Origin of the sequence: Bacillus cereus group sp. BfR-BA-01523, assembly GCF_022662615.1 — a bacterium.
Classification (GTDB): Bacteria; Bacillota; Bacilli; order Bacillales; family Bacillaceae_G; genus Bacillus_A; species Bacillus_A mycoides.
Genome location: NZ_JAKUDX010000014.1, coordinates 71,825 through 87,504, shown reverse-complemented (window position 1 = coordinate 87,504; position 15,680 = coordinate 71,825). Strand labels below are relative to the sequence as shown.

Below are 15,680 nucleotides of genomic sequence, written 5' to 3'. Positions count from 1 at the left end.
GGTTCAACGGGAGCAACGGGAGTAACAGGAGTAACAGGAGCAACGGGAGAAACAGGAGCAACGGGAGCAACGGGAGCAACAGGAGCAACGGGAGCAACAGGAGCAACGGGAGCAACAGGAGCAACGGGAGTAACGGGAGCAACGGGAGCAACAGGAGCGACAGGAGATACAGGAGCAACGGGAGTAACAGGTACAAGTATAACTGCGACGTATGCATTTGCGAATAATACATCGGGTACGGCAATATCAGTATTACTTGGTGGGACAAATGTCCCACTTCCAAATAATCAGAATATCGGTCCCGGAATTACAGTGTCGGGGGGGAACACAGTATTTACGGCCGCAAATGCGGGGAATTATTATATTTCATATACAATTAATATAACGGCTTCATTATTAGTTAGTTCGCGAATTACAATTAATGGTGCACCGCTTGCTGGAACTATCAATTCCCCTGCATTAGCAACGACTTCATTTAGTGCGACAATTATTACGACTCTTGCAGCGGGGAGTGCAATTAGTTTGCAGTTGTTTGGATTGTTAGCTGTTGCCACGTTATCAACGACTACACCTGGTGCAGTTTTAACGATTATAAGATTAAGCTAAGTAACGTGAACTCTCTTATTCTTTTAAAATTAGGAGAGTTTCTACATATAATAAGAAGTTAAGGAAGTAAAGCATAGTTATAAAAAAGTCAGAATATTATGATTGTAACGATGTTACGACTATAATATAATGAAAACAACCATCATGAATGAACATTCATTTATTTTCACAAGTATTGGAAGGGGGAATGAGAGTGGAAAAACCTTGGTTGCAGAGTTATCCAGAGGAAATCCCAGGTACGATTTCATATGATATTCAGCCACTTCATGGATATTTAGAGAAAATGGCTGCTCGTTATCCAGAAAAGAAAGCGCTTCACTTTTTAGGTAAAGATGTTACATTTTCAGATTTCCATGACAAGGTAAAGAAATTTGCGAATTACCTTCAAAGGCTTGGTATTGAAAAAGGCGATAGAGTTGCGATTATGTTACCGAATTGTCCGCAATCTGTAATTGGTTATTATGGTACTTTGCTTGCGGGGGGGATTGTTGTACAAACGAATCCTCTTTATACAGAAAGAGAGCTTGAGTACCAACTTCATGACTCAGGGGCAAAAGCTATTCTTTGCCTGGATTTAGTGTTTCCGAGAGTTACTAATGTTCAAACTGCCACAAAGCTTGAGCATATTATCGTAACCCGTATTGCAGATTTTTTACCATTCCCTAAAAATTTACTTTATCCATTTGTACAAAAAAAGCAGGCAAATCTTGTTGTGAATGTGTCGGAAAGCGAAACGATTCATCTTTGGAAATCGGTAGAAAGAGAAAGTAATGCTGATGTTGAAGTTCCATGTGATCCCGAAAATGATCTAGCCCTTTTGCAGTATACAGGGGGAACGACAGGGTTTCCGAAAGGGGTTATGTTAACGCATAAAAACCTCGTTTCGAACACTTTAATGGGAGCGCATTGGTTATATAATTGCAAAGAAGGAGAAGAAGTAATCCTTGGTGTCCTTCCATTTTTTCATGTGTACGGAATGACAGCTGTAATGAATTTAAGTATTATGCAAGGGTATAAAATGGTGCTTATTCCGAAGTTTGATATGAAAATGGTTTTTGAAGCAATTAAAAAACATAAAGTTACACTATTTCCAGGAGCACCAACCATTTATATTGCTCTATTAAATAGTCCTCTTTTAAAAGAATATGATATTTCTTCAATTCAGGCTTGTATTAGTGGTTCTGCACCGCTTCCTGTAGAAGTGCAGGAGGAGTTTGAGAGAGTTACAGGTGGTAAATTAGTAGAGGGTTATGGATTAACGGAGTCATCACCAGTTACACATGGGAATTTTTTGTGGGAAAAGCGTGTGCCGGGAAGTATTGGGGTACCGTGGCCGGATACAGAGGCAATCATCATGTCACTTGAAACAGGAGAGTCATTACCTCCAGGTGAAATTGGTGAAATTGTTGTAAAGGGCCCACAAATTATGAAAGGGTATTGGAATAAGCCAGAAGAAACGGCGGCTGTATTGCAAGATGGCTGGCTTCATACAGGTGATGTAGGATACATGGATGAGGATGGCTTTTTCTATGTGAAAGATCGTAAGAAAGATATGATTGTTGCTAGCGGTTTTAACGTATATCCTCGGGAAGTAGAAGAAGTGTTATATGAACACGAAAAGGTGCAAGAAGTGGTAACAATCGGTGTTCCTGATCCGTATCGAGGGGAAACTGTAAAAGCGTTTGTTGTTTTGAAAGAAGGCGCTGAGTGTTCTGAAGAAGAATTAGATCAGTTTGCACGTAAATATTTAGCAGCTTACAAAGTTCCGAAGGTATATGAGTTTAGAAGTGAGTTGCCGAAGACGACAGTCGGAAAAATTTTACGTCGTGTCCTAATAGATGAAGAGAAGAGAAAGAATGAGGATGAGCAAACGGGCTAAGGCCCTTTCTTTTTGAAAAAATAGGATTGACACTTTTCTAAATAGTCAGTATTATAAGAATATGAATGACTATTCATTCAGTCATCTTCTTGAAGGGGACAGTAAAGTGAAGAAAAATAGACCGAAATACAATCAGATTATTGATGCTGCAGTCATTGTGATTGCGGAGAATGGATACCATCAAGCGCAAGTTTCTAAAATTGCAAAGCAAGCTGGGGTAGCTGATGGCACGATTTATTTATATTTTAAAAATAAAGAAGATATATTAATATCCTTATTCCAAGAGAAGATGGGAGAATTTGTTGAAACAATTCGTCAAAAAATAGCAGGAATTGAAAGCGCTGTAGCGAAGTTATTCATGTTGGTAGAAACGCACTTCTTGCTGTTGTCACAAAATGATCCTCTTGCTATCGTTACGCAATTAGAGCTAAGGCAGTCCAATCAAGACTTGCGCCTTAAAATAAATGAAGTATTAAAAGGCTACTTACAAGTTATGGATGAGATTTTAGAGACAGGTATAAAGCAAGGTGAATTTCAGGCGGATTTAAACGTTCGCGTGGCAAGACAAATGATCTTTGGAACAGTAGATGAAGTTGTGACCAATTGGGTAATGAGCGATCATAAGTATGATCTGGTCGCACTTTCAAAAACGGTACATGGGCTACTTATTGCAGCTTGTGGTTATCGTCAATAATGGGAGGGATCATGTTGAAATTCCTATCTGTAAAAGTTGAAGATCATATCGCGGTGGCGACGTTAAATCATGCGCCAGCTAATGCGATGTCTTCACAAGTTATGCATGACGTTACTGAATTAATCGATCAAGTGGAAAAGGATGATAACATTCGTGTTGTTGTTTTACATGGTGAAGGACGCTTCTTCTCAGCAGGGGCAGATATTAAAGAATTTACATCTGTTACTGAAGCGAAGCAAGCAACAGAGTTAGCACAGCTTGGACAAGTTACGTTTGAGCGTGTTGAAAAATGCTCAAAACCAGTTATTGCGGCAATTCATGGAGCGGCACTTGGCGGCGGCCTTGAGTTTGCTATGTCTTGCCACATGCGCTTTGTAACTGAAAGTACAAAGCTTGGTTTACCTGAATTAACACTTGGATTAATTCCTGGTTTTGCAGGTACACAGCGCTTACCACGTTATGTTGGTAAAGCGAAAGCTTGTGAAATGATGTTAACAAGTACACCAATTACTGGTGCAGAAGCATTACAATGGGGACTTGTTAACGGAGTGTTTTCTGAAGAATCCATTTTAGAAGATACGCTTAAAATTGCAAAACAGATTGCTGGAAAAAGCCCAGCAACAACTCGTGCTGTGCTAGAGTTATTACAAACGACAAAATCGTCTCATTATTATGAAGGTGTACAGCGTGAATCACAGATTTTTGGTGAAGTATTTACGAGTGAAGATGGAAGAGAAGGCGTAGCAGCGTTTTTAGAAAAACGTAAGCCTTCATTTAGTGGTAGGTAGTCCAATTATTTTTTTTTATAAAAATTAACAGAATTTTAAAATTGATAGAATCTTTCTGAAAAATAAGGGGGTAAATGGAATGAACATCTACGTACTCATGAAACGAACATTTGACACAGAAGAAAAAATCGTAATTAAAAACGGTGCAATTTACGATGGCGAAGCGGAATTCATCATCAACCCTTACGATGAATATGCGATTGAAGAAGCGATTCAAGTAAGAGATGCACAAGGTGGAGAAGTTACTGTTATAACAGTTGGTGGCGAGGATAGTGAAAAAGAGCTTCGCACAGCATTAGCGATGGGCTGCGATAAAGCGGTACTAATTAACATTGAAGATGATGTTGAGAATGGTGACCAATTTACAACAGCAAAAGTGCTCGCTGAATATTTAAAAGATAAAGAAATCGATTTAATTTTAGGCGGGAACGTTGCGATTGACGGTGCATCTGGACAAGTTGGTCCACGAGTAGCTGAAGCGTTAAATATCCCATACGTAACGACGATTACGAAGCTTGAAATTGATGGTACAAATGTGAAGATTGAGCGTGATGTTGAAGGGGATACAGAAGTAATTGAATCATCATTACCTCTTCTAGTAACAGCGCAACAAGGTTTAAATGAACCGCGTTATCCATCACTTCCAGGTATTATGAAAGCGAAGAAGAAGCCACTAGAAGAAGTAGAATTAGATGATTTAGATTTAGAAGAAGATGATGTGGAAGCAAAAACAAAAACAATTGAAATCTATTTGCCTCCTAAGAAAGATGCAGGAAAAGTGTTACAAGGCGAGCTGCAAGATCAAGTAAAAGAACTTGTATCGTTGCTCCATACAGAAGCGAAAGTAATCTAATAAAATACGAAATTATATATGCAGGAGGGAAAATCTATGGCTCGTAAAGTATTAGTAATGGGTGAAGTTCGTGATGGATCGCTACGTAACGTTTCGTTTGAAGCGGTAGCAGCAGCAAAAACAATTGCAGAAGGCGGTGAAGTGGTAGGTCTTCTAGTTGGAGACAGCGTTGCCTCTTTTGCAAATGAATTGATTCATTACGGTGCAGATCGCGTTGTGACAGTTGAAAATGATAAATTAAAATCATATACATCTGATGGATATGCACAAGCGTTTTTAGCTGTATATGCTGAAGAAAAGCCAGAAGGCATTGTATTTGGACATACGGCACTTGGTAAAGATTTATCACCAAAATTAGCAGCGAAATTAGAAGCTGGTTTAATTTCTGACGTAACGGCTTTAGAAGTTGAAGGTGGAAATGTTATCTTCACTCGTCCGATTTACTCTGGTAAAGCATTTGAGAAGAAGATCGTAACAGATGGTATATTATTTGCGACAGTGCGTCCAAATAACATTGCAACTCTTGAAAAAGACGAGTCTCGCACAGCTGACGTGTCTTCTATTACAGTTGATGTGAAAGATTTACGTACAATCATTCAAGATGTTGTCCGTAAAACTGCAGAAGGTGTTGATCTTTCTGAAGCGAAAGTTATTATAGCTGGTGGACGTGGTGTGAAGAGTGAAGAAGGATTTAAACCTTTAAAAGAATTAGCTGACGTACTAGGCGGCGCTGTTGGAGCATCTCGTGGTGCTTGTGATGCTGAGTACTGTGATTATTCATTACAAATTGGTCAAACAGGTAAAGTTGTTACACCAGACCTATACATTGCATGCGGGATTTCTGGTGCAATTCAGCATTTAGCTGGTATGTCTAATTCAAAAATAATCGTTGCGATTAATAAAGATCCAGAAGCTAGTATCTTCAAAGTAGCTGACTATGGTATTGTCGGTGATCTGTTTGAAGTATTACCTCTTTTAACAGAAGAGTTTAAAAAGTTAAAAGTACATTCATGATTTGAGTACCCTTGAGTTCCAAGTGAAGTACCCCTATATATAGAAAAAGGTGAGAGATCCCCTGTCTCTCATCTTTTTAGTATTTCATCCATATTTTTATATAGTATAAAGGAACATTTTTTTGTTACAATACATAACGATACATAATATTCGCCACGTATAAAAGTTAATGATATACTCTTGGTAGAATATACTTGAAGGAGGAAATAAAATGGCAATTATAAATGCAAATGACCAAAGCTTCGCAGCTGAAACTAGCGAAGGTGTTGTACTATTAGATTTCTGGGCGCCTTGGTGCGGACCTTGTAAAATGATCGCTCCTGTATTAGAGGAAATCGATTCAGAGTTAGGCGAGAAAGTAAAAGTAGTAAAAGTGGACGTTGATGAAAACCAAGAAACTGCTCGTCAATTCGAAGTAATGAGCATTCCAGCTCTTTTCGTATTAAAAGACGGTAAAGTGGTTGATCAAGCGTTAGGATATAAACCGAAAGAAGCGTTAGTAGAATTAGTTTCTAAACACTTCTAAAATAAAGAAGCTACCATTTGGTAGCTTTTTTTATTTTCTTTTTTACAACCTTTCCGTTACAATAAAAGAACGTATGTTGGGTGTTTTGGCATAGTATGTTTTTATGTGAAAATAAAAATGATAAGCATGTAGAAATGGAGGGAGACGAGTGCACGAGCATTTAAAAGAGAAGTTAGCAATTTTGCCCGATCAACCTGGTTGTTATTTAATGAAGGATAAGCAGGGAACGGTTATATATGTCGGAAAAGCAAAGGTACTCAAAAATCGTGTGCGCTCGTACTTTACTGGTTCGCATGATGGGAAAACACTGCGGCTTGTTGGAGAAATTGTTGATTTTGAATATATTGTGACTTCCTCAAATTTGGAGGCTCTTATTTTAGAGTTAAATTTAATAAAAAAATATGATCCAAAATATAATATTCAATTAAAAGATGATAAAACATATCCTTTCATTAAAATTACAGCTGAAAAACAGCCGCGCTTACTCATTACGCGGAATGTAAAAAAGGATAAAGGAAAGTACTTTGGGCCTTATCCAAATGCGCAATCGGCACATGAAACAAAGAAATTATTAGATCGTATGTATCCACTTCGTAAATGTTCAAATATGCCAGATAAAGTTTGCTTGTATTATCATATGGGCCAATGTTTAGCACCTTGTGTGAAAGAAGTAACGGATGAGCAAAACAAAGAAATTGTTGATGAAATTATTAAATTCTTAAACGGTGGGCATAAAGAAATTCGTTCAGAATTAGAAACGAAGATGTATGAGGCTTCAGAAAAGCTAGAATTTGAACGGGCGAAAGAGTTGCGAGATCAAATTGCTCATATTGATGCAATTATGGAAAAGCAAAAGATGATTATGAGTGATTTAGTGGATCGCGATGTGTTTGGATATGCAGTTGATAAAGGGTGGATGTGTGTTCAAGTTTTCTTCGTTCGAAAAGGAAAGCTAATTGAACGTGATGTTTCTATGTTTCCGATTTATGATGAACCAGAAGAGGGATTTTTAACTTTTATCGGTCAATTTTATGAAAACAGTAGTCATTTCAAGCCGAAGGAAATTGTTGTTCCAGGAAGTATAGATTCAGAATTAGTAGAGCGCTTTTTAGAAGTTGAAGCGACACAGCCGAAGCGTGGGAAGAAAAAAGATCTTGTGGAATTAGCAAATAAAAATGCGAAAATTGCACTAGAAGAGAAATTTCACTTAATTGAACGTGATGAAGAACGGACGATTAAAGCTGTTGATAATCTAGGGAAGCAACTAGGGATTGAAACACCATATCGTATTGAAGCGTTTGATAATTCAAATATTCAAGGAACAAATCCTGTTTCAGCAATGATTGCTTTTATCGATGGGAAACCAGCGAAGAAAGAATATCGGAAATATAAAATTAAAACGGTTCAAGGTCCTGATGATTACGAATCTATGAGGGAAGTTGTAAGACGCCGTTATACGAGGGCGCTTAAAGAGAATTTACCTTTACCAGATTTAATCATTATTGATGGTGGAAAAGGCCATCTGGCCGCTACAAGTGATGTTCTGGAGAATGAACTCGGATTATATATTCCGATGGCAGGGCTTGTAAAAGATGACAAACATAAAACATCACATTTAATTATTGGAGCTCCGCCTGAACCTGTGATGCTTGAGAGGAATAGCCAAGAATTTTATTTATTGCAACGCATTCAAGATGAAGTGCATAGATTTGCAATTACATTCCATCGCCAGTTGCACGGGAAATCGGTCATTCAATCAGCATTGGATGATATTCCAGGAATCGGCGATAAACGAAAAAAGGTATTGCTAAAACATTTTGGTTCATTAAAAAAGATGAAAGAAGCTTCCATATCGGAATTTGTCGAAGCAGGTATGCCGAAAAATGTTGCAGAGATGATTTATACTTATTTAACAGATAAGAAGACGTTGTAGTTTACAACGTCTTCTGTTTTTTGGTATAATTTCTGAAGATTTAAAATAAACACACCTAAATGAATATACAAAAAAGTCAACTAAACTTATATGTCTAGTTGACTGTAAGTAGATGCTACACTTCAATGAGATCTTTTATATCCCATTTAACAAGAAATGTAATAGAGTCTGAACGCTTTTTCTGTTCCTCATAGGACTCTGCAACGACGTTTCTTTGTCTTTGAACTTGCTCGGCGATAAATCCAGCTTCTAATTGATAAGATGAATGTCTTTTTTGTTTTTGACGCTCAGTAATAAGTGTACCTTTAAGTTGAAACTGCATTTCACGACGTTTATGTTCAATGATACTTAAAGTGCCCCAACCAGCTTTTTCAAAAAACTGAATGACTTCTTCAATTGTTTCTAGCGGATATTTTCTCGCAAGGTTTCTACCAGCCCAGTATAAAATACCATCTAAATCGTTACCAATTAAATCAGGTAGTAATTCTTCACGTAGCAATTCATAAGCGAAGGCGTTCAATGAAACATCTTCTAAAGATGTTATATCGATTGTATTTTTGCTCACAATATTCCCCTCTTTCTATAGGGATTATTATATAACATTTTTCATTTATAAAAATAGATTTTTCTTTGGGGAAATCTGAATATATAAGAAAAAAAAAGAATTGGCAAATTATATGCAAATTATGTACAAATTATGTATACGTTTTCTTGACGCTTCGACAAAAATAGGGGTAAAATGAACTTGTTATCAAATTATGCTGAAATATTTCGAATAATTTTTTCAGTTTTTCTTATGCCAATAGTGAAAAAACATTATTGTTGTAAATTAATCTGAAAACAGCAGTCAAACATTCAAGGGGGTAATGGGGACATGAAAGGCCGCGAGTATACGTTTCGTAAGTGGCACTCATTAATGGGGGTCATTCCGGTTGGTGTCTTTTTGACGCAACATTTAATTGTAAACAACTTTGCAACAAGGGGAGCAGAGGCTTTTAACAAAGCTGCAGGCTTTATGGAGCTCCTTCCATTCCGGTATGCGCTAGAAATTTTCATCATCTTTTTACCTATACTGTACCATGCTATATATGGCTTATATATTGCATTTACAGCTAAGAACAATGCGGTATCTTACGGCTATTTCCGTAACTGGATGTTCGTCTTCCAACGAATTTCAGGTATCGTTACGCTGATCTTCATTTCTTGGCACGTCTGGGAAACTCGTATTCAAGCATTGTTAGGTAAAGAGGTAAACTATGATATGATGGCAGATATTTTAAACAACCCATTTATGTTTGGTTTCTATTTAGTTGGTGTTGTTTCAACAATTTTCCACTTTGCAAATGGACTATGGACATTCTGTATAAGCTGGGGAATTACAGTATCTCCACGTTCACAAAGAATCTCTACTTATGTAACATTAGCTATTTTCTTAGGTCTATCTTATGTAGGTGTGAGTGCATTATTAGCGTTCATCGATCCACAGCTAGCAAACCAGTAAGGAGTGGGAGAGCATGAAAGGGAAACTTATAGTAGTCGGCGGTGGCTTGGCCGGCTTAATGGCAACGATTAAAGCGGCAGAAGCAGGAGTAAATGTTGAACTATTTTCTTTAGTACCAGTAAAACGTTCACATTCTGTATGTGCCCAAGGTGGAATTAACGGTGCCGTAAATACAAAAGGTGAAGGGGATTCTCCATGGATCCACTTTGACGATACAATTTATGGTGGGGACTTCTTAGCGAACCAACCACCAGTTAAAGCGATGTGTGATGCAGCACCTGGTATTATTCATTTAATGGATCGCATGGGTGTTATGTTCAACCGTACGGAAGAAGGACTTCTGGATTTCCGTCGTTTCGGTGGAACACAACATCACCGTACAGCATTTGCTGGCGCAACAACTGGTCAACAATTACTATATGCATTAGATGAGCAAGTACGTCGTCATGAAGTAGCAGGACTTGTAACGAAATATGAAGGTTGGGATTTCTTACGAGCTGTTGTAGATGATGAAGGTGTGTGCCGAGGAATCGTCGCGCAAGACTTACAAACTATGGAGATAAAAAGTTTCCAAGCTGATGCCGTGATTATGGCAACAGGGGGCCCTGGTATCATCTTTGGAAAATCAACAAACTCTATTATTAATACAGGTACAGCAGCGTCTGCTGTATATCAACAAGGTGCATCTTATGCGAACGGTGAGTTCATTCAAATTCATCCAACGGCAATTCCTGGAGACGATAAGTTACGTCTTATGAGTGAATCTGCACGTGGTGAAGGTGGACGTGTTTGGACGTATAAAGATGGTAAGCCATGGTACTTCTTAGAAGAAAAATATCCAGCTTACGGAAACCTTGTACCTCGTGATATTGCAACGCGTGAAATCTTTGATGTTTGCGTAGAGCAAAAACTAGGTATTAACGGTGAAAACATGGTGTACTTAGATCTTTCTCATAAAGATCCGAAAGAACTAGATATTAAACTTGGTGGAATTATTGAAATCTATGAGAAATTTACAGGTGATGATCCTCGTAAACTACCAATGAAAATCTTCCCAGCAGTTCACTATTCAATGGGCGGATTATGGGTTGATTATAAGCAAATGACAAGTATTCCAGGTTTATTTGCAGCAGGTGAGTGTGATTATTCTATGCACGGTGGTAACCGCCTTGGTGCGAACTCATTATTATCAGCAATTTACGGTGGTATGGTAGCAGGACCGAACGCAATTGAGTATATGAAAGGTCTTTCTAAATCATCTGATGCTGTTTCATCTACTGTATATGAGCAAAATGAATTAATCGAAACAGAGAAATTTAACAATATTTTAATGCTTGATGGTAACGAAAATGCATATGTTCTTCATAAAGAGCTTGGAGAATGGATGACAGATAACGTTACAGTAGTTCGTGAAAATAAAAAGTTACTAGAAACTGATGCGAAAATTGAAGAGTTAATGGCGCGTTACAAACGCATTAACATTAACGATACAGCAAGATGGAGTAACCAGGGTGCTTCATTTACACGCCAACTTGCAAATATGTTCGAGTTAGCACGTGTTATTACAATCGGCGCATATAACCGTAATGAAAGCCGCGGAGCGCATTACAAACCAGAATTCCCAAATCGTGATGATGCAAACTTCTTAAAAACTACGATGGCGAAATTTGAGGGAGAAGGAAAGGCACCAGCATTCCATTACGAAGAAGTGGATGTTTCATTAATTAAACCACGTAAACGTGACTATTCCTCAAAACATGATGTAGCTGCTAAGGGTGAAGAGAAGGGGGATAAGCAACATGTCTGAGAAAACAATCCGCCTCATCATTACGAGACAAGATGGACCAGATGCACAAGAGTTTGATCAAGAGTTTGAAATTCCATATCGTCCAAATATGAACATTATTTCGGCACTGATGGAAATTCGTCGTAATCCTGTTGATTCAAAAGGAAACCAGACGACTCCGATTGCATGGGATATGAACTGTTTAGAAGAAGTATGTGGTGCTTGTTCGATGGTGATTAACGGAAAACCACGTCAATCATGTACAGCTCTTATTGACCAGTTAGAGCAACCAATTCGCTTAAAGCCGATGAAGACATTCCCGATTGTACGTGATTTACAAGTTGACCGTAGCCGTATGTTTAACGCGTTAAAACGGGTTAAAGCTTGGATTCCAATCGACGGTACGTACGACCTAGGGCCAGGTCCAAGAATGCCAGAGAAAAAGCGTCAATGGACATATGAACTTTCGAAATGTATGACATGTGGTGTTTGCTTAGAGTCATGTCCGAACGTAAACAGTAAGTCTGACTTTATTGGACCAGCACCGCTTTCACAAGCGCGTTTATTTAACTCGCATCCAACTGGTGAAATGCATAAAGCAGATCGCTTACGTGCAATTATGGGTGATGGAGGACTTGCAAACTGTGGTAACTCTCAAAACTGTGTGCAATCATGTCCGAAAGGTATTCCATTAACAACTTCAATTGCAGCATTAAACCGTGATACAACAATTCAATCGTTCAAAGATTTCTTTGGTAGCGATAATAACTATTAATAAATATTGCCTCTTCATGTTGAAGAGGCAATATTTATAACTTTATATTTCTGTTTATTCTGTTTATCCCGCATTAACGGGCAGTAAAACTCCCACCTCAAAATTCAGGTGGAGCAAAGAAGCTAGGTGGGAGATCAACTGCCCGTAAAAATCAGTGGGGGATGAACAAAACCCCCACTGATTAAAATTTCACTTTATTTTAAGGGCGAAAAGGAGAGGGAACGATGAAGAGAATTTCTTATATTGAAGACTTTGAGCAATGGGAAAGTGGTTTTTCATTTTATAATCCTGTCAAAGTTCGTTTTGGTGAAGTAGATATGTTTGGACATGTAAATAATGTCGTTGCTTTTACATATTTTGAAGAAGCGCGTATCGCATTGTTTAAAGAACTCGGATTTATGCAAGAATGGACACATGAATCATCAGAAACGATGATAGTCGTCGCAGATCTACAATGCAATTTTATTAAACAAATTTATTTTGATGAGCAGTTGAAAGTATATGTAAAGGCGGGAGCGGTTGGGAATTCCTCTTTAGATTTACACTATATGGTCAAAAATGCAGAAGGAGAAGTTTGTTTAGTTGGACGCGGTATGATGGTCCAAGCATCGAAAAAAACTGGAAGAGGCGAACCGTGGACTGAGGAATGGAAGGAATTATTACAATAATAGAATAAAAGAAAAATAAGAGAGCGATTCGCTCTCTTATTTTTTGTCCTTCGTTGCCTCCTCTAATGTTAGGTGGTGCTTATATATGTATGCGGCATATGGATTGCCAACGTAGCGTAAGTGCCACGGTTCATATGAATATTCTGTTGTCTCTGTTTTATCCTCTAAATAACGAATGACAAAACCAAACTCATGGGCATGTTCTGCAACCCATTTTCCTTCTGCTGTCTCTCCGAAAATTGGTTCTAATTGGAATTTGGCAGATTTTGAGCTAATATCCATTGCTAGACCAGTTTGATGCTCACTTGTTCCAGGAATTGCACTTACCGAATCAGCCTCAGCTTTTCCTTGGCGTTTAATATATGTATTATGTAATGACTGTTGGCGTTTGTAAGAACGGTAACCTGAAACTGCTGTAAGTTCTAAACCTTCTTCTTTCGCTGCTTGGAACATTTTTTCAAGAGCGTCTGCAGCATCTTTGCGAAGTAATGTTTTCTCTTTATCTTTTGGACTAGTAAATGGTACGTTCGGTTTCGTTAAATCTTCTGGAATGTATCCATCTGGTAATTTACGATGTTTATTGACTAATACAAGAGCAGAATCTGGATTTGTTACAACGGAAAAATTATTATCTAGTTTCTTTGCGTTATGATCAGCTTTTGGAAAAGCAGGAATCTCTTCTTTTGGATGGTTACTATGTTTTTGACTTTCGACAGCTTTCGCCTCATTTTGCAGTGGTGATTTAGAAGCAAAGTAAGCGAAAGATGTGATACCGATTACAATAGTAATGGCAGAAATAATTATTATCTTTTTCATGATACCTTGTAATCACTGTCCTTTCTTAATAAAATATGTATCGCTTTTATTATAAGTCTAGTTTATTGAGAAAGAAATATAAGAGTCATAACGTAATAAAAACGCAAAGAAAATGTCAGAAAATGTGTGAAATTGTAGTATTTTTTCATATAATTCATTTCTTATCTTTCATGAAGTTCATTTTTTATGTAATATATGTATATAAGAAGATGTAGCGATTATCGAGAATAAAAGATCTCTGGTATAGACTAGGAGTGAATGGGAATGGATTTTGCAACAATTATTGGAATCATTTTAGGAGTATTAGCGGTAGTCGTAGGGATGGTCGTCAAGGGCGCTGACATAACAGCCTTACTAAATCCTGCCGCAGCACTAATTATTTTCGTCGGTACATTTGCTGCAGTGTGTATTGCCTTTCCGATGAATCAACTAAAAAAAGTTCCAAAATTATTTAAAGTTCTTTTTGGTTCAAATAAAAAAGATTTAAGTTATGAACAATTGCTAGAATTATTTGTTCATTGGACATCTGAGAGTAGAAAATACGGTATTTTGTCTTTAGAGCAACAATTAGATGAAATTGAAGATGAATTTCTTTTGCGTGGTATGAAATTTGTTATTGATGGTGTATCTGCAGAGGATTTAGAACAAATTTTAGAAGCCGAATTAGAAGCGATTGAAGAGAGACATGCAAAAGGGGCTGCTATTTTCTCGCAAGCTGGTACATATGCACCTACACTAGGGGTTTTAGGTGCTGTTATTGGTCTTGTAGCTGCACTTGGAAATTTAACTGATATTGAAAAGCTAGGGCATGCTATTTCAGGTGCGTTTATTGCAACGATTTTCGGTATTTTTTCAGGTTACGTATTATGGCATCCGTTTGCAAATAAATTAAAGCAAAAGTCTGCTGCTGAATTAGAGAAGAAACGTTTAATTATTGATTGTTTATTAATGTTACAAGAAGGTACATATCCGTTTATTATGAAGAACCGCATTTTAGGTGCACTTTCTGCAACTGAGCGTAAAAAGCTAGAAAAAGGAGCAGAAAAAAATGCGGAGTAAGAAAAATAGAAGAGGTAAAAAGAAAAAACATGATGAGCATATCGATGAAACTTGGTTAATTCCATATTCTGATATGTTAACGTTGTTATTTGCATTGTTCATCGTATTATTCGCAATGAGTAGTATAGATGCTGCGAAGTTTAAACAGATGGCAGTTGCTTTTCGAAGTGAGTTAGCCGGTGGAACAGGAAATAAAGAATTTTTAAGCGATCAAAAACCAAATGAGGAAAAAGAATTATCAGCAAATAGCCTTGAGGCAGAACAAGCAAAAAAACAAGCGGAAGATAGAGCTAAAGAAAAAAAAGAAATGGATGAGTTGAAAGCATTACAAAAAAAGATTGATCAATATATTAATGAGAAACAACTATCCTCTTCTTTTCAAACTAAGTTAACTGAAAAAGGATTAATGTTAACGATATTAGAAAATGTACTATTTGATTCAGGGAAAGCAGATGTGAAGTTGGAATCGTTAGGGATTGCAAAAGAGATGTCTAACCTACTTGTTTCAGCATCACCTCGTGAAATTACAGTGTCGGGTCATACAGATACGGTTCCTATCGCAAATGCTCAGTTTGCATCAAACTGGGAGTTAAGTACACAGCGTGCAGTTAATTTTATGCAGGTGTTACTCCAAAATAAAGAATTGCAACCAGAAAAATTTAGTGCAGTTGGTTATGGAGAATACCGTTCAATTGCACCAAATGATACGCCAGAAGGAAAAGCGAAAAATAGACGTGTAGAAGTATTTATTTTACCTTTAACAAGAAATATGCAATAAAAGA

At 37.5% G+C, this 15,680-nt stretch carries 16 protein-coding genes; 14 read left to right on the top strand and 2 right to left on the bottom strand.

Annotation, left to right across the window (positions count from 1 at the left end):
- The 8 genes from MR066_RS23715 to uvrC all read left to right on the top strand — a co-directional run.
- Positions 1–606: BclA C-terminal domain-containing protein (locus MR066_RS23715; RefSeq protein WP_242248713.1), on the top strand; the 606-nt coding region annotated here is incomplete at its 5' end.
- Positions 607–799: 193 nt separating this feature from the next.
- Positions 800–2,485, top strand: coding sequence for a long-chain-fatty-acid--CoA ligase (locus MR066_RS23710; RefSeq protein ID WP_113734146.1), 1,686 nt, complete (start codon positions 800–802; stop codon positions 2,483–2,485).
- 106 nt (positions 2,486–2,591) lie between these two features.
- Complete coding sequence (locus MR066_RS23705; RefSeq protein ID WP_012261773.1) at positions 2,592–3,179, top strand: TetR/AcrR family transcriptional regulator; 588 nt, start codon at positions 2,592–2,594, stop codon at positions 3,177–3,179.
- An 11-nt stretch (positions 3,180–3,190) separates the two neighbouring features.
- The gene (locus MR066_RS23700; RefSeq protein WP_002088868.1) at positions 3,191–3,967 is read left to right on the top strand and encodes an enoyl-CoA hydratase; all 777 of its coding nucleotides are present in this window, start codon (positions 3,191–3,193) and stop codon (positions 3,965–3,967) included.
- Between the two features lie 79 nt (positions 3,968–4,046).
- On the top strand, positions 4,047–4,820 hold the full coding sequence (gene etfB, locus MR066_RS23695; RefSeq protein ID WP_002088867.1) for an electron transfer flavoprotein subunit beta: 774 nt from the start codon (positions 4,047–4,049) through the stop codon (positions 4,818–4,820).
- A gap of 36 nt (positions 4,821–4,856) precedes the next feature.
- Positions 4,857–5,834 carry an electron transfer flavoprotein subunit alpha gene (gene etfA / locus MR066_RS23690; protein WP_002015402.1) on the top strand — a complete coding sequence of 326 codons (978 nt, stop codon included), beginning with the start codon at positions 4,857–4,859 and terminating at the stop codon, positions 5,832–5,834.
- 211 nt (positions 5,835–6,045) lie between these two features.
- Positions 6,046–6,360 (top strand): thioredoxin, encoded by a 315-nt coding sequence (trxA, locus tag MR066_RS23685; RefSeq protein WP_000974757.1) that lies wholly within the window; start codon positions 6,046–6,048, stop codon positions 6,358–6,360.
- A 148-nt stretch (positions 6,361–6,508) separates the two neighbouring features.
- A complete protein-coding gene (gene uvrC / locus MR066_RS23680; RefSeq protein ID WP_063219801.1) occupies positions 6,509–8,293 on the top strand; it encodes an excinuclease ABC subunit C in 1,785 nt (594 codons plus the stop codon).
- Positions 8,294–8,408: 115 nt separating this feature from the next.
- Here uvrC and MR066_RS23675 read toward each other — a convergent pair whose 3' ends face one another.
- Positions 8,409–8,858, bottom strand: a complete 450-nt coding sequence (locus tag MR066_RS23675) for a YslB family protein (protein WP_242248711.1) — start codon at positions 8,856–8,858, stop codon at positions 8,409–8,411.
- Between the two features lie 309 nt (positions 8,859–9,167).
- Here MR066_RS23675 and sdhC point away from each other — a divergent pair, with 309 nt between their 5' ends.
- The 4 genes from sdhC (at position 9,168) to MR066_RS23655 (ending at position 13,023) form a co-directional block, all read left to right on the top strand.
- On the top strand, positions 9,168–9,794 hold the full coding sequence (gene sdhC / locus MR066_RS23670) for a succinate dehydrogenase cytochrome B558 (protein WP_002015407.1): 627 nt from the start codon (positions 9,168–9,170) through the stop codon (positions 9,792–9,794).
- A 13-nt stretch (positions 9,795–9,807) separates the two neighbouring features.
- Positions 9,808–11,601 carry a succinate dehydrogenase flavoprotein subunit gene (gene sdhA / locus MR066_RS23665; protein WP_242248709.1) on the top strand — a complete coding sequence of 598 codons (1,794 nt, stop codon included), beginning with the start codon at positions 9,808–9,810 and terminating at the stop codon, positions 11,599–11,601.
- On the top strand, positions 11,594–12,355 hold the full coding sequence (gene sdhB / locus MR066_RS23660) for a succinate dehydrogenase iron-sulfur subunit (RefSeq protein WP_242248708.1): 762 nt from the start codon (positions 11,594–11,596) through the stop codon (positions 12,353–12,355). Before sdhA ends, sdhB begins: the two co-directional genes overlap by 8 nt.
- A gap of 224 nt (positions 12,356–12,579) precedes the next feature.
- Complete coding sequence (locus tag MR066_RS23655; protein WP_002034215.1) at positions 12,580–13,023, top strand: acyl-CoA thioesterase; 444 nt, start codon at positions 12,580–12,582, stop codon at positions 13,021–13,023.
- A gap of 36 nt (positions 13,024–13,059) precedes the next feature.
- Here MR066_RS23655 and MR066_RS23650 read toward each other — a convergent pair whose 3' ends face one another.
- Positions 13,060–13,839: a M15 family metallopeptidase gene (locus tag MR066_RS23650; RefSeq protein WP_061688748.1), complete on the bottom strand. Its 780-nt coding sequence runs from the start codon at positions 13,837–13,839 to the stop codon at positions 13,060–13,062.
- Between the two features lie 264 nt (positions 13,840–14,103).
- Between MR066_RS23650 and motA the strand changes: the two genes are divergently transcribed.
- Positions 14,104–14,898 (top strand): flagellar motor stator protein MotA, encoded by a 795-nt coding sequence (motA, locus tag MR066_RS23645; protein ID WP_002088856.1) that lies wholly within the window; start codon positions 14,104–14,106, stop codon positions 14,896–14,898.
- Positions 14,888–15,676: a flagellar motor protein MotB gene (gene motB, locus MR066_RS23640; RefSeq protein WP_002184884.1), complete on the top strand. Its 789-nt coding sequence runs from the start codon at positions 14,888–14,890 to the stop codon at positions 15,674–15,676. The genes motA and motB overlap by 11 nt, the downstream gene beginning before the upstream one ends.
- Positions 15,677–15,680: the final 4 nt, after the last annotated feature.

Coding starts and splice junctions, on each gene's coding strand:
- MR066_RS23655 (WP_002034215.1), top strand. CDS start 12,580: ATGAAGAGAATTTCTTATATTGAAGACTTTGAGCAATGGGAAAGTGGT.
- motB (WP_002184884.1), top strand. CDS start 14,888: ATGCGGAGTAAGAAAAATAGAAGAGGTAAAAAGAAAAAACATGATGAG.
- motA (WP_002088856.1), top strand. CDS start 14,104: ATGGATTTTGCAACAATTATTGGAATCATTTTAGGAGTATTAGCGGTA.
- etfA (WP_002015402.1), top strand. CDS start 4,857: ATGGCTCGTAAAGTATTAGTAATGGGTGAAGTTCGTGATGGATCGCTA.
- etfB (WP_002088867.1), top strand. CDS start 4,047: ATGAACATCTACGTACTCATGAAACGAACATTTGACACAGAAGAAAAA.
- sdhB (WP_242248708.1), top strand. CDS start 11,594: ATGTCTGAGAAAACAATCCGCCTCATCATTACGAGACAAGATGGACCA.
- MR066_RS23700 (WP_002088868.1), top strand. CDS start 3,191: ATGTTGAAATTCCTATCTGTAAAAGTTGAAGATCATATCGCGGTGGCG.
- sdhA (WP_242248709.1), top strand. CDS start 9,808: ATGAAAGGGAAACTTATAGTAGTCGGCGGTGGCTTGGCCGGCTTAATG.
- sdhC (WP_002015407.1), top strand. CDS start 9,168: ATGAAAGGCCGCGAGTATACGTTTCGTAAGTGGCACTCATTAATGGGG.
- MR066_RS23650 (WP_061688748.1), bottom strand. CDS start 13,839: ATGAAAAAGATAATAATTATTTCTGCCATTACTATTGTAATCGGTATC.
- trxA (WP_000974757.1), top strand. CDS start 6,046: ATGGCAATTATAAATGCAAATGACCAAAGCTTCGCAGCTGAAACTAGC.